Below are 16,976 nucleotides of genomic sequence, written 5' to 3' on the forward strand. Positions count from 1 at the left end.
CCCGGTTGGGCGTGCCTCCCGCCCGAGTCTCTCGGCATACTCGGTCTTTATGGATCTGGTCGTGGGACTCGACGCGGGCGGCACGTCAACCAGGGCCCTGGTGCTCGACCTGGACGGCGCGAGGCTGGGTCAGGGCGTGGCGGGCGGCGCCAACCCCAACTCCCATCCGCCGAACGTCGCCGCCGCGCACGTCGGCGAGGCGCTGGTGGAAGCGTTGGACGGCCTCGACTCCCGCAAGGTCCGCTCCGGCGTCCTCGGCATGGCGGGCGCCACGAAGCTCGCCGACCCGGCGATCTTCGACCTGTTCCACGACGCCTGGACGCACGCGGGCCTGCACTGCCCGATGCGGGTGATCACCGACATCGAGGCGGCCTTCGCCACCGGCACGTCGTCCCCGGACGGCACGGCCCTGGTGGCAGGCACCGGATCCATCGCGGGTCGCATCGCCGGGCATCGGATGGTCGCCCAGTCCGGCGGCTACGGCTGGCTGATCGGCGACGACGGGTCGGCGTTCTGGCTGGGCCGCGAGGCCGTGCGGGCCACCCTGAAGCTCCTGGACCTGGGCGCCCCGCTGGAAGGTCTCGCCACCGCGGTGCTCACCGCGGCGGGGGCTCGCAACCGCGGTCAGCTCATCAACGTCGTCAACGACCAGGCGCCCATCGCGCTGGCGAAGTTCGCGCCGCTGGTCAGTTCGGCCTACCACCACGGCGATCCCGAGGCGTTGGGCATCGTGTCGACGGCGGCCCGGCTGCTGGCCGACACCGCGACCGCCGTGCGCGAACCCGCCGACACCTCACCGATCGTGCTCGTCGGCAGCCTGATCAAGACGCCGGTCGGCACGCACCTCAAGCAGGAGCTGCTCGCCCGGTGCAACGCTCAGGTGATCATGGCGACGGAAGGGGCGGCGGGAGCCGCGTGGCTCGCGGCGGTGGACGTGCTCGGGCCGGACGCGCCTCGGCCCAGCCGGTCCTGACGCCCCGTCAGGAGGCCAGCAATCTCCCCGAGTGCGGCATGCGTTCGTGGTACGCCCTCAACAACCCCGCGTGCACGTCGTCCACGTGTTCGGCGGCGTCGTCGTTCCACACCAGCGTGATCCGGCGGTGCAACGGGTTGCCGATGATCGGCTTGAGCAGCACGCCCGGCGGTTCGTGGCCGGGGAAGAACCCCGCCACGGCGCCCGTCGACCTCACGAGGTCGGCCGCCACCGCCGGATCGACGCCGAAGTGCGCGCACCGGGGCGTGAAGCCGACGGCCTCGCACGCCAGGTCGAGGTTGAGGCGCCCGCCGTGGTGCTCGTCCGGCACGACCCACTCCTCGCCGGCGAGCTCGGACAGCAGCACCTCGCTGCGGCCGGACAGCCGATGTCCCACCGGAACGCCGATCAGCATGCGTTCCGTGACGACCCCGCGGAGGCCGACGGCTTCGGGGTAGCGCAACGGGCTGCGCGGGAACTCCACCACCAGGGCCAGGTCCAGCTCGCCCGTGCGGACCAGTTCCAGCACGGTGTCGCCGGCGCGTTCGATGTGCGTGGTCTGCGGCAGGTTCGGCAGCATCTCGCGGACGACCCCGACCAGCAGCGCCGTCGGCGACCCCACCACCCCGCCGAGCCGCAGGCCCGAGTCGCCGCGCCCGGCGAGCTTGTGCGAGGTGACGAGCAGGTCGTCGAACTGTTCCACGAGGTCCTGGGCCCGCAGCACGACGTGGCGGCCCAGCTCCGTGAGCTCGACGCCGTCCGTGCGGCGCAGGAACAACGGCCCGCCGAGACCTGCCTCGATCCGGCGGACCTGGGCGGTCAGCCCGGCCTGCGCGATCTTCAGCTGGGAGGCGGCCCTGCTGATGCTCCCCGCACGTGCCACGGCCAGCACCACGTGCAGATGTCTCAGCTCCATTCGCACTGACGAAGCCTAAAGGAGTTGCTGACCAACAAAATCGGCCACGTGGGTGTCACCAGATGACACACCGTGGTCGGCGCAAGCCGGATTGGTCTGTCAGGGCGATAACCCGTGAGTTATCGGCATCTCACACCTGCCGCCGCACGCGCGGGCTACCCCAGGCTGTTGGCCACCAAACGAGTGCAGGAGGTGAGAGCGCCATGAGGAAAGCGTTGCGGCTGCGACGGCTTTCCCGTCCGAACGACGACAGGTACCTCTTCGTGCCGTTGGACCACAGCGTTTCCGACGGACCGGTGGTGCCGCGCGACCGGTGGCACGAACTGGTCCGCGCGGTCGTGCTGGGCGGCGCCGACGCCATCATCGTCCACAAAGGACGGGTGCGGGCGGTCGATCCGGCGGTGCTGGGCAACTGCGCGTTGATCGTGCACCTCAGCGCCGGTACCGCGCACATGGCCGACGCCAACGCGAAGGTGCTCGTCGGCGAGGTCGACGAGGCGTTGCGGCTCGGCGCGGACGCGGTGAGCGTGCACGTCAACATCGGCTCCGACACCGAAGCCGCCCAGCTCACCGACCTCGGCAGGGTGGCGGCGGCGTGCGACTCGTGGAACGTCCCGCTGGTCGTGATGGCCTACGCTCGCGGCCCTCGCGTGAGCGATCCTCGCGACCCGGCACTGCTCGCGCACGTCGTCAACATCGCAGCGGACCTGGGCGCGGACATCGTCAAGACCACGCTCTCACACTCGGCTCAGGACATGGCCGACGTCGTCGCGAACTGCCCGATTCCCGTTGTCGTGGCCGGTGGTCCCGCTTCCACGACCAGCCTCGCGGGCCACGCCAGGGCCGCGATGACGGCCGGGTGCGCGGGCCTCGCCGTGGGACGACGTGTCTTCACCTCACCGGCACCGATGCCGCTGGTCGCCGAACTGGCGTCCATCGTGCACGCGCCGGCCGACGCAGGCCTCATCCACGCACTGACAGCCTTGGAGAACCGGTGAAGTTCGCCTGGATCGACGTCCGGACCGTCCCGGAAGCACACCGCACCGCGGTGATCGACGCGGCCGTCCACACCCGCGTCGCCGGTGTCGTCGCGGACGATCCCGCGCTGCTCGACGACCTCCCGCCCACGATCACCCGAGTGCTGGTCGGCCCGGACGTCGAGAGTCCACACCTGGTGATCGTCCCGGTGGACGACCAGGACTCGCTGGACCGGCTGCCCTCGCGGTCGGCGTTCGTGACGGTCAGCGACGACCGCACGCTCAAACTCGCCTGTGCCGCAGCGGAACGCCTAGACCACACGCTCGTCGCGTTCACCGACCCGACCAAGATCCCCCTGGAGATCGTGATCGCGGCCGCGCACGGCGCCCCGGGCAAGCTCATCACCGTCGTCACCGACCTCGTCGAGGCCGCGATCGTGCTGGAATGCCTCGAACACGGCTCCGACGGCGTCCTGATGGCCCCCGCCGACGCGACCGACGTGTTCCGGCTGGCCCGCCTGCTGGAGGCCAAGTCCGAGCCGTTGACCTTGACCACGCTCACCGTGGAAGCGTTGACGCACAACGGTTTGGGCGACCGCGTGTGCGTCGACACCGCCTCGCACTTCGCCGAGGACGAAGGCATCCTCGTCGGCTCGTTCTCGTCCGGCTTCGTGTTGTGTTGCAGCGAAACGCATCCGTTGCCGTACATGCCGACCAGGCCGTTCCGCGTCAACGCGGGCGCACTGCACTCGTACGTCCTCGGCCCGGCGAACCGCACGAACTACCTGTCCGAACTGCGCTCCGGCAGCAAGGTCCTCGCCGTCAACGCCGACGGCCGCACCCGCGAACTCACCGTGGGCCGCGCCAAGCTCGAGTCACGCCCGATGCTCACGATCACCGCCCGCTCCCCGGAAGGCGTCGTGGTCGACCTGATGGTCCAGGACGACTGGCACGTCCGCGTCCTGGGCCCCGGCGGCAAGGTCCTCAACGTCACCGAACTCCGCCCCGGCGACGAGCTCCTCGGCCACATCGCCACCGAACAACGGCACGTGGGCCTGCCGATCGGCGAGTTCTGCAAGGAGTCCTGACAGGACACGCTCCCCGTACTCCTACCGGGAAGATCACCTGAATTGTGGAGCCGCTCCATGCGTCCTACCTTCAGGCACATTTGACCGGAAACAATGGCAGGGATTGACATTCCGGCCCTAGCTTTCCCGCATGCCCAAAAGATCCTCCAGCGTGGCGGGACGGGAGTTCGGTGCGGGTGTTCGCGCCATCATCGCTCGCACCGGACTCACGCATCGCGAACTCGCCGAACGGATCGGCTGGCAGGAAGCCAAGATCTCGGACATGACGCTCGGCAAGGGCGGCGTGACCGAGATCGAGGTGCAGATCCTGCTCGCCTATTGCCAAGCCACCGTCGCGGAACGCGAATACCTCCTCGAACTGTTCCGCGAATCAGGCAAGGCCTGGCTCCAGATGCCGGAAGACGGCCTGCCGGACCAGGTGCGCACGCTGATCGACCAGGAGAAGGCCGCGCAAGAGATCATCTGCTGGTCGATGATCCTCGTACCCGGCCTGCTGCAAACGCCTGAGTACGCCTACGTCGTCACCGCGCACTCAAAGGTGATCGAGGCCGAGGCCGTGCCGAAGGTGGCCGCCATCAGGGCCGCGCGAGCGAACATTCTGGAGCCCGGCCGAAAGTTCGTCTTCTACGTGCACGAGCAGGCGCTCGAACTCCCGGTCGGCGGAATCGAGGTGTGGCGTGAACAGTTGGCCCACCTGCTCAGACTGTCGGTGCGCAAATACATCAGCATCCGGATCGTTCCCCGCTCAGCAGGCATGCACGCGGGCACGTCCGGCGACTTCCGAATGATGAAGTTCCCGAAGTACCCGCCAGTGGTCTACGTCGAGAGCGTCAACTACTGCCTGTTCTTCGACGATGCGGACACCATCAAGGTCCACGACGACATCCTGACGGCGCTCGCGGCTGTCGCTCTGCCTGAGGAAGAATCGAGGGAGGTGATCGACAACATCTTGGAGGGCCTCCAATGACCGTGTGGCGGAAGAGCAGCTACAGCGGCAGCGGCGACAACTGCGTTGAAGTCGGCCACGGCGTGGGAATCCGCGACAGCAAGTCCCCAGCGACCCACCTCCCGGTCTCCGCCGAAGCCTGGTCCGCATTCCTGCGTTCGCACCGCACGACCCGGTAACCCTCGGTAACGTCCCCCTCACGCACATGCCTGGGGGGCCCGAATGACCGATCCGAACCAGCTCATCGAGGACTACGAGCAGCGCACCGCAGCCCTGCTCGACCAGGCCGAAGAGGCCAAGTCCCAGATCGCGAACCTGACCGGCGCCGCAACCAGCTCGGACGGCGCCGTGACGGTGACCGTCACGGCAGGCGGCGCCCTGCTCAGCCTGTCCTTCGGCCACAAAGCCGACGACATGCCCAAAGACCGCCTGGCCGCACTCGTCATGTCGACGTCCAAGCGAGCCCAGGCCCAGGCCGTGGCCCAGATCGCCACGATCATGGCCCCGCTCATCGGCGACAACAGCGAAGCCATGCAGTTCGTCCAATCCCAGATCCCGCACATAGACGTCCCGGACGAACCCACGCCCCAGGCACCACCGCAGTTCGTGGTGAACGAGGAACAGCAGGAAGCCGCCGCCCACCAGCCCCCGCCGCGCCCGGCCCGCCGCCCCGCCGAGGACGACGACACGGACTTCGACCAGCGCAGCCTCTTCAAGAAGGAAGGTGGCTGGTGATGTCGGGCTTCAACGTCGACCTCCACGTCCTCGACGTCCACCGACGGGAACTGCAGGCACTCATCAGCGGTCTTCCGGACGCCAAGGCGTCGGGTGCGGACAACCTCTGGAACTTCGAGGCGTGGGGTGTCGCCGGTCAGCCGTTCGCCGCTCTCATGAACAACTGGACGGGAGACGCGAGCGAGTACGTCGACGCCGTCAAGGAGGCGGGCGACGTGCTGGTCCAGCGGTTCGCTGACATGTGCAAGACCTATGCCGACCAGGAGGAATCCGCCGCGGAGATGTTCCGGAAGCTGCGCGAGGGCCTGGACGGGGGTCAGCCGTGAGCGAGCCCGGCCCGAAGAACATCGGCGAGCTGAACCCGCTCGACGCGACGAAGGAACCCGAGGGCGGCGGGACGGAGGTCTTCTCCAACTTCGACAGTCCCACGCAGGCGTGGGACGCGGCGGGCATCTTCAGCAGCTCGGCGAACCTGATCTACGACGGCATCAAGGGCGACTGGACCGCCGTGCTGGGTGACGCGGCCGGTTTCGGCATGGACCTGCTCGGCTTCGTGACGAACCCGCTCGGCAGCCTGTTGTCGGCGGGGATCGGCTGGTTGATCGAGCACATCGCGTTCATCAAGGAGGCGCTCGACCTGGTGGCGGGCGACCCGGACGCCGTCAACGCCATCGCCGAGACGTGGACCAACATCGCGAAGCGCATGCAGGAGACCGCGGACAAGTACACGAGCACGCTCGGTGCGCTGTCCGGTGCTCAGGGCCCGGCGATGGACGGTTACCGCAAAGCGGTGCAGGACTTCTCGAACGTCGTGGCCGGCGGCGCCAGTCACGCCACCTCCGCCGCCCAGGCGATGACCGTCGCCGCGTCCGCGGTGGGCGTGGTGCGCGGCGCGATCCGGGACGCCATCGCGACCTTCGTGTCCAACGCGATCATCAAGTTCGCGGCGGCGACCGCACTGGCACCGGTGACGTTCGGCGCGTCGGAGGCGGCGTTCATCGCCGACACCGTCGCTCAGGGTGCGATCACCGCGGGCAAGAACGCGAAGAAGGTCAGCAAGGTCGTCAAACAGCTGGAGAAGGTGTCGGACGAGGCCAAGAACTCGCGGAACATGATCAAAGGCACGACCAGGAACCTCAAGAAGACCGTCACCGACTACAACCGCGACGCGGCCAAGCACGCCAACAAGGCGCTGCACATGGCGAAGAAGGCGGAGGCGGGCAAGCTGGACGCGGACGACGCCAAGAAGTTGCGGGAGCTGGGCGAGCAGGGCGAGAAGTTGATGGCCGACAAGAAGAAGGTCGTCGACGACCTGGTGGAGACCCGCGGTGACAACCTCCGCGAGCGCCTGGGCACCGGTGACCCGAGGCTGGATGATGCCGCTGACGTGCTCGAACGGGAGCTGCGCCCCAGGGTCGCCGGCCACGAACTGCCGTTCTCGGTGCCCAACTACCCGAAGGTGCTCGGCAACGCGGTGGTCCAGGAGTGGAGCGACCAGACGCATCGTGAGGCGGACGCCGGGGCCAAGCAGGACGACAAGGACGAGGCCTGGCGCGAGTACTGGGAGGGACAGCGCGCGAACGTCGACCAGTCCAGGTCGTTCCCGCGCATGGAGGGCGATCTGTGATCGAGGTGCTCGCCCGCAGAGCCGCCGGTCTGCTCCTGATCTTCCTCGCGACGGCGGTGCCCGTGGTCGCCGCCGCCAGGCTGTCCGCGTGGGAGAACGCGCTCGCCGCGAGGAAGTCGGTCGCGCCGCTCGGGATCGCCGACGTTGCGGTCATCGGCACGGCGTTGTGGGCGGTCGTCCTCGTGGGTCTGTGGTGGCACTGGCGGCGCATGACGATGTGGCCGATCTGGTCTCGCTGGGCGTCGGCCACCGGCCTGTTCGCGGCGTTCCTCGAATGCGTGCAGCTCGCGGGCGACCGGGGCGAGCCGGTGGCGCTCGGCCTGTGGCTGGGCCTGGCCGTCCTGTGCTGGGCCCTGAGCGAGGCCGTCCGGCTCGTGACGACGCGCCCTGTCACCCCACGCCTGATCGCGTCGAAGCTCGAGATCCCCTTTCCCGTGCGTGACCTGAAGGCGAGGCTGTGCGTCCGCGAGGACCGGCTGGTGCTCGACAGCCTCGCATCGCGGCGCAAACGTTCGCGGGACGTCGTCGCGGTGCCGTGGACGGCGCTGCGGTCGATCGAGCTCGTCGAGGTCGAGCAGGAGATGGCCTGCCAGGTGATCGTCTACGCCGGCGGGGACGTCGGCAGGCCGCGCACGTTCGACGTGCGGCCTGGTCCCGCGCTGCACGTCGTCGGCACAGTGCGCGAGTTGCTGATCCCGGTGACGGCGGAGGTCGGCGCAACCGCGCTCGCGGCGGTACGGGCACGTTCCGAGGGAATCGAGACGGGCGAGCGTCCGCTCTGGTCGTACCGGCCGTTGCGCAGGCACGAACTGCGGCCCGCGAACTGGGAGTTCCGGACCGACAGCCGCCCCTACGTCCTGGGTGTGGTCGGGGCGTTCCTGCTCATGCCGCTCGTGATGCTCTGCGGGACCGTGCTGTCCCAGTTCACGGGGTCAGCGCGGATGCAGAAGCAGTTCCAGGTGGTCGACGGCCACGCCGACTCGATCTGGGTCGTGACGCTCGGCGTCGCCTCGGTCGTGTTCCTGTACCTGCTGAACCGCTTCGTGATCCAGGAGTTCATCGGCTTCATGAAGCACCAGGACTCCATCGAGGCGTACCCGGAGGCTCCGCCGCTGCCACCGAAGACCGGGACGATGCCGGGCTCGGGCAAGAAGCGGAAGAAGCGCTGACCTAACTGAGGAGTGCCTGGCGCAGGTCCTCACGGCGCAGCAGAGCGAGCAGATCCGGCGAGTCGCTGAACACGAGGTCCGCGCCAGGGCTGAACGCCTGCCGCAACATGGACTGGCACACGTCCGCCATCGGCTGTTCCCGCACGACCTGAACCTGTCCCAGCATCTCGTCCGCGCTGTCGCGCTCGCGCGCCCGATCCCATTCACGCAACGCGAGCGCGACCACGCTGCGCGCCTGCATCCGCCCTCTCGTCAGGCCGGGCCGATTCAGCCCGCACACGGCGATGGTCGCCTCGCCCTTGGGAGTCAGGTGGCGGTAGATCCCCAGAGACAGCGTCAACAGCAGATGATCGAACGGATCTTCCGCCGTCGGGTCGATCAGCAACGGGTTGCCGGCGTCGTCGACCGGGAACTGCTTCCCTTTCTCATGACAGTTGCACGTCGTGCAGGCGAGGAGGTGGTTGAGCCAGTCGAAGGTGCGCAGCGGGTTCCGCTCGACGGGCTCGAAGTGATCGACACTCGTGCCCCGGCTCTCCCCGCAGTACATGCATCGTTCAGAGCCGTAGGCCATCTCCTCGAGTTTTGCCTTGACGGTCTTCTTGGCTGAGGAGTTCTCCCACGCCGCCTTGGCGTTCGTGTACCGCTCATCAGGGTGTGCAGCACGAATCTTCTCGGTCGCTTTGGCCAGGGCGGTTGCCGTACGCCGCGGAAGATCGGACCGTGCGATTCGGATCATGCGTCGCGCAGCCGGGCGGCGACCTCGTCCACCCGCGCCGTCAGCGAGCTGGTCAGCTTCTCCCGAAGTTCCTTGTACTGCTGGACTTCCTGCTCGTCCGCCGTTCCGGCGAGCACCTTGACCTCCAGGTCGACCAGCCGGGCGCGGAGTTGCTCGGCCTGCGCGGAGTAAGGCGAGTCGAGGCCGAACAGCTCGGTGAGCACGGCGTCGTCGCCGCTGCCGTACACGACCCGTTCGTAAAGGTCCTGGTCAACCACGTGCGGAGGCAACTGTTCCTCTGGCCCGGGCAACCGGATCAGGCCTCCGGGGTCGGCGGCCTGGCAGATGTACGGGCTGTGGGTCGTCACGATGAACTGGATGTTCGGGAAATGCGCCTTGAGCCAGCCGCCGATGCGTTGCTGCCAGGAGACATGCAGATGGGCGTCGACCTCGTCGATGATCACCACGCCGGGCGCGGTGACCGCGTTTCCCTCCACATCGAGTTTCCCGTAGACGTCGTGAATCTGCTTGAGCAGGTCGACGACGAGAGCGGTCACTGTCCGGTAGCCGTCACTCGTCTCGCGCAGCGGAAACCTGTTGCCGTCACACGTGACCCAAAGGCCGTCAGAAGTGACGTCCTCAACCCTGTGGTCATCGGGAAGCAGACCATCGCTCAAGAGACGCAACGCGGCATCCTTGAGCTCTTTGGCTCCAGACTCGCCTTCGAGCGCCTTCAGGTGCTGTTGGATCAGCCAGCTGACGCCCTCTGCCAGAGAAGCATCCTCGTTGAACAGGGTGGAGATCCGGGCTGCCCGGCCACGCAGTTTGCGAGTGTCTCCCGTCAGCCGGCGAAATGGCCCGTAGGCCACGCACAGCCACCCGCTTGACTCGAGGCTCCAGGGACCTTCGAGCAGGTACTCATCAGCACCGATGCGCAAAGAGCTACGCGCCCAATCAATCACCAGCCGATGAAGCGTCTCGGTGCGTAGCGTGCCGTTCTCGAAAAAGTCGAGCTCAGTGTCTTGGCTGATCAACAGGTCCGTCGTGGCCTCATGCGCCTTGTGACTCACAAAGTTCCTGAAATCCTGCATGAAAGCGAACGCAACACGGGGGCCACAGAGCGTGCTGGCGACTGCCTGCAGCAAGGTGGATTTTCCCGAACCATTGCGCCCTGCGATGACAGTCCAACCGGCGTGCGAACCATCCGGCCGGGTAAGGGTCAGGTCTGCCTCGCGGGCGCCGTGGAACCCCTTGATGTTCCGCAGCTTCACCTGCGAGACGTACATGTCCACTCCGGTCGCCTAGCTGCACAAAGTTCCTGGCGCAACTCTAGTGGGCCATCCACAGCACCCGCTGTTCTAAGAGGCAGACTCCGGTACCCGCGGATGCCGGAACCCGGGGTGGTCCGCGGGCAGCGCCCGCCGCAGCATCCACCCCGACACCAGGATGCAGACGATCTGCAACGGCCAGGACAGCGCAAGCCTCACCGCCGTGAGCCAGTAGACCTGCGCGTCCAGCCACAACGGCGTGAACACGGCCACCCGCAGCACGTACTGCCCGACCCACGGCCAGGACGCCACGGAGTACGCGCGCAGCAGGTCGGGGTCCCGCCGCCACCGCGTCTTCTGCCCCAGCAGCGTGCCCACCACCACGCCGAGCAACGGCCAGCGGATGGCGATCGAGCCCGCCCAGGCCAGCGCGGACGCCACGTTGGACAGCAGTTGGATCAGGAAGAAGTCCTCGGCGCGGCCCGTGTACAGGGCGACCAGCGACGCGGCCACTACGGCCAAGACCGAGAAGACGACGGCGCGGGGTTTGCCGCCGCGCACGAACCGCACCACCGCGATCACGACGCCGCACAGGACGGCCGCGATCGCACCTGCGCCGATCGAGTGACCCCAGATCAGCCACCCCGCCACGAACGCCAGGGGCGGCAGGGAGGCGTCGAGGGCGCCGCCTCGGCCTCCTAGCAGTGATGCGAGCGACTCCTGGCGCACGTCCGTCATGGTTCCAGGGTGCCTTAGGTGAGCCTAAGTCAGGTAACGGACCCGTATCGGGGATTGACCGGGGTGAACGGCGTCACTACCGTTGCCCGAAATCGTCTGGAAAGTTAACAGACAGGAGCGGACCTAATGCGTGCCGGAAGCCCACGACTGCTGCGGGAGATCAACGACCGCGCAGCCATCGAGGCTTTGCTGCGCAACGGGCCGCTGACCAGGTCGGAGTTGGAAGGCCTGATCGGTCTTTCGAAGCCGGCGACCGCACAGCTGCTCACGCGTCTCGAAGACGCCGACACGGTGGTCCGCAACGGACTTCGTGGCGGCGGACGCGGGCCGAGGGCACAACTGTGGTCGGTCAACGGGGCGCTTGCGCACATCGCCGCTGTCGATCTCACCCCCGAGACGGTCGACATCGCCATCGCGGACATCTCCGGTGCCGTGCTCACCGAGCACAAGGCGCCGATGCCCGCGAAGCACGGCGTGCTGGAGGCGTTCGTGAGCGCGGTCGGCAAGGCTTGCGGTCAAGCGGGCCTGAGCGCCGACCAGCTGCTGCACGTCGTGGTGGGCTGTCCGGGAGCGGTGAACCCCGCGAACGGCGAACTCGCCTACGCACCACATCTGCCCGGCTGGAGCAATTTCGACATGCCCGGCCAGTTGCGGGAGCAGCTCGCGACCTCGGTGAGCGTCGAGAACGACGTCAACCTGGTCGCGCTGGAAGAAATGGTCGCCGGCAGGGCCACGAAGGTGCGCGACTTCGTCGTCATCTGGCCCGCGGACCTCGTCGGTGCCGCCGTCGTCGTCAACGGAGCGCTGCTGCGCGGTGCCTCCGGTGGCGCGGGCGAGATCGACGGGCTCATGATCCCGGACCGCGCGGCGGCCGACACCGACACGGACCGCTCCGGCGGCACGTTCGGTGAACTGCTCAGCAACACCTCGATCTGCAAGCTCGCACGGGCCCACGGGCTCGCCGCGCGCAACGGCCACGGGGCCGTGCGCAAGGCGTTGGCCGCAGGTCCGGCGGGCCGTGAGTTCATGGCCGATCTCGCCAAGCGCATAGCCACGGGCGTGGCTAGCGTCGTCGCGGTGCTCGACCCGGAACTCATCCTCCTGTCCGGCGACATCGCGCAGGCAGGCGGAACCACGCTGAACGACCTCGTTGCCGCGGAACTGCGGCAACTGGTGGTGCCGAGAACACCCATTCAGCTGGCTCTGGTGACCGGGAAACCGGTGCGCAGCGGCGCACTGCACTCGGCCCTGGCCGCGGCACGTGAACAGGTGTTCGGCCTCCCGGCAGCCACCACGGCTCCATTCCGCGGCCCTGTGGTCGCCGGGTCCCCACGTTGATCGAGAAGGAGTGCACATGCGCAAGCACACCCGTGCTGCCTTGCTCTGTGTCGCCGCAGCGCTGACCCTCACCGCATGTGCGGCGGGCAAGGGTGGTGGCGCCAGTTCTGACGCCGCAGCTGCTCCTGGCAAGGACGACAAGCTCACCCTCACGGTCTGGAGCAACTACTCCGACCGCGAGTACGAAGAAGTCACGAAGGCCCTCAAGACGTTCAACCAGAAGTTCCCGAACATCGAGATCAAGCACGAGGGCTCGCAGGACGACGACAAGATCACCGCGGGTATCCGGTCGGGCAACACGCCGGACGTCGCGCTGTCGTTCACCACGGACAACATCGGCCAGTTCTGCTCCTCCGGGGCGTTCCAGCCGCTGAAGTCCTACATCGACCGCGACAAGGTCGACCTGAACCAGCTCACCCCGGCGGTTCAGCAGTACACCGAGTACAAGGGCAACCGCTGCGCGATGCCCATGCTCACCGACGTGTACGCCATGTACTACAACAAGGACAAGCTCGCCGAGGCCGGCATCACGGCTCCGCCGAAGACGCTCGACGAGCTGTACGACGCGGCCGTGAAGGCGACCAAGAAGGCGCCGAACGGTGACATCGAGGTCGCGGGCTACCTGCCCACGATGGGCTTCTACGCCAACCGCCCGACCATCCTCGCGCCGACGTTCGGCGGCGAGTGGGAGAAGGACGGCAAGTCCAACCTCGCGGGCTCGGCCGGCTTCACCGAGATGATGACCTTCCAGAAGAAGCTCGTCGACTTCTACGGCTACGACGCGCTGGAGCGGTTCCGCGCCGGCCTCGGCCAGGAGTACTCGGCCGACCATGCGTTCCACCAGGGCAAGATCGCGATCATGATCGACGGTGAGTACCGCACCGCGTTCCTCAAGGCCCAGGCGCCGCAGATCAAGTTCGGCACCGCCCCGTTCCCGACGGCCAAGGGCGTCGACTACGGCACCGCGTTCACCACGGGCACGATCATGGGCATTCCCAAGGGCGCCAAGAACCCCGGCGCCGCGTGGGAGCTGATCAAGCACCTGACGTTCGACACCGACACCATCGTGGGCCTGTCGAACGCCATCAAGAACGTCCCGAGCACCAAGGCCGCCATGGAGAGCTCCAAGCTCGAGGTGGACGAGCAGTTCAAGACGTTCATCGACCTGGCCAAGAGCGACAAGCTCAAGGGCAACCCGGTCACCCCGATCGGTGACGCGCACATCAAGGCCGTCACGGACTTCTCGATCTCCTACCAGGCCGGCAAGGTCCCGGACCTGGCCGCCGGTCTCAAGGAAGTCGACAAGAACATCGACGACCTGATCGCCAAGAGCGGCAAGTAGGGACTCGCCAGATGACCGCCACGCTCGGCGCCCGACCCGCCCCCGGCAGGGGGCGGGCTCGTGCCCGCCACCGTCTCGCCGTGCTCGGGTTCATGGCCCCGGCCATCATCGGCTTCGCCATCTTCTTCGTGTACCCGTTGATCGCCACGGTCATCTTCAGCTTCACGAAGTACGACCTGATCAACGCGCCGGAGTTCAACGGCCTCGCGAACTACGAGTTCATGTTCAAGGATCCCCTGCTGATCAAGGCGATCTCGAACACGCTCTGGTTCGTCGTGGTGCTCACGATCGCGCGGACGGTGTTCGCGCTGGGCGTGGCATCGGTCATCGCTCGTCTGAAGTCGGGCGTCGGCCTGATCCGGACGCTCTGCTACCTGCCGTCCCTGGCACCGCCGGTGGCCGCGACCCTCGTGTTCTTCATGGTGATGCGCCCCAACGGCGGCCCGCTGGACAGCATCCTCGGCTGGTTCGGCATCGACTCGCCGCTGTGGTTCGCCGACCCCGCGTGGTCCCGGCCCGGCATCACGGCGATCATGCTGTGGATCTCCGGCGACCTGATGATCATCATCCTCGCCGCGATCCTGGACGTGCCGCAGGAGCAGTACGAGGCAGCGGAGCTCGACGGCGCCGGCCCGATCCGGCGCTGGTGGCACGTCACGCTGCCGACGATCTCCCCGGTGCTGCTCTTCGGCATCGTGAACTCGGTGATCCTCGCGTTGCAGCTCTTCACCCAGGCCGTCGTCGCGGGGTCGGCGGCATCGGGAGCGGCGGACGCCACGGGATCGACCAAATATCTCGGTTTCCCGGACAACTCCACGCTGACGTTCCCGGTTTACCTGTACACGCAAGGCTTCCGCTACTTCGACATGGGCTACGCGGCCGCCATGGCCACGGTCCTGTTCATCATCTCGTTCGCCGTGACCATCGTACTGGTGCAGCGGATGCGCAAGAACTCCACCGCTGAGGAAGGGGGTCCGGGAGCATGACCGCCACGCTGACCAAACCACCGGTCGACGTCCCAGCGGAGCCGGAAGAGCCACGCCGCAAGATGAACGTCGGGGCCCTCCTGAACTGGGTCGCTACGCACGCTCTCGGCCTCGCCCTCGGCCTGATGTTCGCCACACCCGTCGTCTTCGTCTTCCTCACCGCGGTGATGTCGGACGACCAGGCGTTCACCTCGGACCTGTGGCCGCGCGAGTGGCACTGGGAGAACTTCGTCGAGGTCTTCGACAAGGCGCCGCTCTTCCAGTACCTGATCAACAGCCTCACCTACTCGCTGCTGGCGACTCTGGGCATGCTGGTCTCGTCGATCCCGGCGGCCTACGCGCTCGCGAAGCTGAAGTGGCGTGGCCGGAACATCGCGTTCATCCTCGTCATCGGCGCCATGATGCTGCCCCCGCAGGTCGTCGCCGTGCCGCTGTACGACACGTGGTCGTCGCTCGGCCTCACCGGCACGCTGGTGCCGTTGATCGCGCCGTACTTCCTGTTCGACGCGTTCAGCATCTTCCTGCTGCGCCAGTTCATGCTGACCATCCCGCAGTCCTACGTGGACGCGGCGCGGGTGGACGGCTGCTCGGAGTTCCAGGCCCTGGTGCGGATCATCGTGCCGATGGCGAAGCCGGGCATCGCGGCGACCGCGCTGTTCTGCTTCCTCTTCACCTGGAACGACTACTTCGGGCCGCTGCTGTACACGGGCGAGGTCAAGGACCAGTGGACGTTGTCGCTGGCGCTGGCGACGTTCAAGGGCATGCACATCGTGCAGTGGAACTCCTCGATGGCCGTCACGTTCCTGACGATGATCCCGGCCGTCGTCCTCTTCGTCTTCGCCCAGAAGTCGTTCGTCAAGGGCATCACGTTCACGGGAGTAAAAGGATGAAACTCACGGTCGTCGGTGGCGGGTCCACCTACACACCGGAGCTGATCGACGGCATCGCCGGCCGGCGCACCAGCCTGGCGGTGGACGAGATCGTCCTCGTCGACCCGGACCAGCACCGCCTCGGCATCGTCGGCCCGTTCAGCCAGCGCCTGCTGGAGCACGCGGGTCACCCGGCGAAGGTGCGCACCACCTCGTCGCTCGAAGAAGGCATCGAGGGTGCGTCGGCTGTCCTCCTCCAACTGCGGGTGGGCGGGCAGAAGGCGCGTGCCTCGGACGAGACGTTCCCGCTCACCTGCGGGTGCGTCGGCCAGGAGACCACCGGCGCGGGAGGCCTCGCCAAGGCCCTGCGGACCGTGCCGGTGGTCCTGGACATCGCGGACAAGGTGCGCCGGCTGGCCGGGCCCGACACGTGGATCGTGAACTTCACGAACCCCGTCGGCATCGTGACCCGTGCGCTGCTGCAGGAGGGCCACAAGGCCATCGGCCTGTGCAACGTGGCGATCACGTTCCAACGTTGGACTTCCGCACTGCTCGGCGTCGATCCGTCGTCGGTGGAGCTGGAGCACGTCGGCCTGAACCACCTCACGTGGGAACGCGGCGTGTACGTCGACGGGGTCGACCGGCTGCCCGAGCTGCTCGAGAAGCACGTCGAGGGCCTGGCGGAGCACATCGGCATCGACGGCGGGCTGATGCGGCGCCTGAACATGGTGCCGTCGTACTACCTGAACTACTTCTACAACCACGACGCCGTCGTGAAGAAGCAGCTGGAGACTCCGCCGCGGGCGGAAGTCGTTGCTGCCGTTGAGAAGGAACTGCTCGACATCTACGGCGACCCGTCGGTCGTGACGAAGCCGGAGCAGCTGTCGCAGCGCGGCGGCGCGTACTACTCCGAGGCGGCCGTGCAGCTCGTGCACGCGCTGACCGGGGGCGAGGGCGCGGAGAAGCACGTGGTCAACGTGCAGAACAACGGCTCGCTGCCCTTCCTGCCCGACGACGCCGTGATCGAAGTCTCGTCCACTGTGGACGCCAACGGCGGCAAGGCGCTGCCGGTGCGTCCCGTGGAACCGTCCATCTCCGGCCTGATCTCGCACGTCACCGCGTACGAGTACCTGGCTCTGGAAGCAGCTAAGCACGGCGGACGGGACCGGGTGGCCAACGCGCTGCTCGCTCACCCGCTGATCGGCCAGCACGCCATCGCGGACCAGCTGGCCGACGAGCTGATCGCGCAGAACCGCGATCTGCTGCCGTGGGTGAAGGGAAACTGACAA

General features: G+C 67.5%; 18 protein-coding genes. 14 read left to right on the forward strand and 4 right to left on the reverse strand.

The features are described 5' to 3' along the window. The first annotated feature begins 49 nt into the window (after nt 1–49). Nucleotides 50–973, forward strand: coding sequence for an N-acetylglucosamine kinase (locus ACFWNN_RS27735; RefSeq protein ID WP_382442855.1), 924 nt, complete (start codon nt 50–52; stop codon nt 971–973). Nucleotides 974–980: 7 nt separating this feature from the next. Here ACFWNN_RS27735 and ACFWNN_RS27740 read toward each other — a convergent pair whose 3' ends face one another. Then, nucleotides 981–1,889, reverse strand: a complete 909-nt coding sequence (locus ACFWNN_RS27740; RefSeq protein WP_382442886.1) for a LysR family transcriptional regulator — start codon at nt 1,887–1,889, stop codon at nt 981–983. 203 nt (nt 1,890–2,092) lie between these two features. On the opposite strand from ACFWNN_RS27740, the gene ACFWNN_RS27745 reads away from it, so the two are divergent. The 8 genes from ACFWNN_RS27745 to ACFWNN_RS27780 all read left to right on the forward strand — a co-directional run bounded on the left by ACFWNN_RS27745 (nt 2,093) and on the right by ACFWNN_RS27780 (nt 8,431). After that, on the forward strand, nt 2,093–2,887 hold the full coding sequence (locus tag ACFWNN_RS27745) for a 2-amino-3,7-dideoxy-D-threo-hept-6-ulosonate synthase (RefSeq protein ID WP_382442856.1): 795 nt from the start codon (nt 2,093–2,095) through the stop codon (nt 2,885–2,887). Beyond that, complete coding sequence (locus ACFWNN_RS27750; RefSeq protein WP_382442857.1) at nt 2,884–3,954, forward strand: 3-dehydroquinate synthase II family protein; 1,071 nt, start codon at nt 2,884–2,886, stop codon at nt 3,952–3,954. Before ACFWNN_RS27745 ends, ACFWNN_RS27750 begins: the two co-directional genes overlap by 4 nt. A gap of 151 nt (nt 3,955–4,105) precedes the next feature. Further along, nucleotides 4,106–4,921 (forward strand): helix-turn-helix domain-containing protein, encoded by an 816-nt coding sequence (locus tag ACFWNN_RS27755; protein WP_382442858.1) that lies wholly within the window; start codon nt 4,106–4,108, stop codon nt 4,919–4,921. Continuing rightward, nucleotides 4,918–5,079 (forward strand): DUF397 domain-containing protein, encoded by a 162-nt coding sequence (locus ACFWNN_RS27760; RefSeq protein ID WP_382442859.1) that lies wholly within the window; start codon nt 4,918–4,920, stop codon nt 5,077–5,079. The genes ACFWNN_RS27755 and ACFWNN_RS27760 overlap by 4 nt, the downstream gene beginning before the upstream one ends. A 43-nt stretch (nt 5,080–5,122) precedes the next feature. Next, entirely contained in the window at nt 5,123–5,635 is a 513-nt protein-coding gene (locus ACFWNN_RS27765; RefSeq protein WP_382442860.1) for a YbaB/EbfC family nucleoid-associated protein, read from the forward strand. Beyond that, complete coding sequence (locus ACFWNN_RS27770; protein WP_382442861.1) at nt 5,635–5,961, forward strand: hypothetical protein; 327 nt, start codon at nt 5,635–5,637, stop codon at nt 5,959–5,961. Before ACFWNN_RS27765 ends, ACFWNN_RS27770 begins: the two co-directional genes overlap by 1 nt. Continuing rightward, nucleotides 5,958–7,262: a hypothetical protein gene (locus tag ACFWNN_RS27775; protein ID WP_382442862.1), complete on the forward strand. Its 1,305-nt coding sequence runs from the start codon at nt 5,958–5,960 to the stop codon at nt 7,260–7,262. Before ACFWNN_RS27770 ends, ACFWNN_RS27775 begins: the two co-directional genes overlap by 4 nt. Next, a complete protein-coding gene (locus ACFWNN_RS27780) occupies nt 7,259–8,431 on the forward strand; it encodes a hypothetical protein (protein WP_382442863.1) in 1,173 nt (390 codons plus the stop codon). Before ACFWNN_RS27775 ends, ACFWNN_RS27780 begins: the two co-directional genes overlap by 4 nt. A 1-nt stretch (nt 8,432) precedes the next feature. Here ACFWNN_RS27780 and ACFWNN_RS27785 read toward each other — a convergent pair whose 3' ends face one another. The 3 genes from ACFWNN_RS27785 to ACFWNN_RS27795 all read right to left on the reverse strand — a co-directional run bounded on the left by ACFWNN_RS27785 (nt 8,433) and on the right by ACFWNN_RS27795 (nt 11,152). After that, nucleotides 8,433–9,167: an HNH endonuclease gene (locus ACFWNN_RS27785; RefSeq protein ID WP_382442864.1), complete on the reverse strand. Its 735-nt coding sequence runs from the start codon at nt 9,165–9,167 to the stop codon at nt 8,433–8,435. After that, nucleotides 9,164–10,432: an AAA family ATPase gene (locus tag ACFWNN_RS27790; protein ID WP_382442865.1), complete on the reverse strand. Its 1,269-nt coding sequence runs from the start codon at nt 10,430–10,432 to the stop codon at nt 9,164–9,166. The genes ACFWNN_RS27785 and ACFWNN_RS27790 overlap by 4 nt, the downstream gene beginning before the upstream one ends. A gap of 72 nt (nt 10,433–10,504) precedes the next feature. Further along, the gene (locus ACFWNN_RS27795) at nt 10,505–11,152 is read right to left on the reverse strand and encodes a DUF3159 domain-containing protein (RefSeq protein ID WP_382442866.1); all 648 of its coding nucleotides are present in this window, start codon (nt 11,150–11,152) and stop codon (nt 10,505–10,507) included. Between the two features lie 126 nt (nt 11,153–11,278). Here ACFWNN_RS27795 and ACFWNN_RS27800 point away from each other — a divergent pair, with 126 nt between their 5' ends. From ACFWNN_RS27800 to ACFWNN_RS27820, 5 genes are read left to right on the forward strand one after another with little or no spacing between them, the layout of a single operon-like run. After that, the gene (locus ACFWNN_RS27800) at nt 11,279–12,490 is read left to right on the forward strand and encodes an ROK family protein (RefSeq protein WP_382442867.1); all 1,212 of its coding nucleotides are present in this window, start codon (nt 11,279–11,281) and stop codon (nt 12,488–12,490) included. A gap of 16 nt (nt 12,491–12,506) precedes the next feature. Next, nucleotides 12,507–13,832: an ABC transporter substrate-binding protein gene (locus ACFWNN_RS27805; protein ID WP_382442868.1), complete on the forward strand. Its 1,326-nt coding sequence runs from the start codon at nt 12,507–12,509 to the stop codon at nt 13,830–13,832. 11 nt (nt 13,833–13,843) lie between these two features. Continuing rightward, a complete protein-coding gene (locus tag ACFWNN_RS27810; RefSeq protein WP_382442869.1) occupies nt 13,844–14,818 on the forward strand; it encodes a carbohydrate ABC transporter permease in 975 nt (324 codons plus the stop codon). After that, nucleotides 14,815–15,708: a carbohydrate ABC transporter permease gene (locus ACFWNN_RS27815; RefSeq protein ID WP_382442870.1), complete on the forward strand. Its 894-nt coding sequence runs from the start codon at nt 14,815–14,817 to the stop codon at nt 15,706–15,708. The genes ACFWNN_RS27810 and ACFWNN_RS27815 overlap by 4 nt, the downstream gene beginning before the upstream one ends. After that, the gene (locus tag ACFWNN_RS27820; RefSeq protein ID WP_382442871.1) at nt 15,705–16,973 is read left to right on the forward strand and encodes a 6-phospho-beta-glucosidase; all 1,269 of its coding nucleotides are present in this window, start codon (nt 15,705–15,707) and stop codon (nt 16,971–16,973) included. Before ACFWNN_RS27815 ends, ACFWNN_RS27820 begins: the two co-directional genes overlap by 4 nt. Nucleotides 16,974–16,976 lie beyond the last annotated feature (3 nt).

The sequence above is a fragment of the Lentzea sp. NPDC058450 genome (assembly GCF_042721395.1).
In the GTDB taxonomy this organism is placed as follows: domain Bacteria; phylum Actinomycetota; class Actinomycetes; order Mycobacteriales; family Pseudonocardiaceae; genus Lentzea.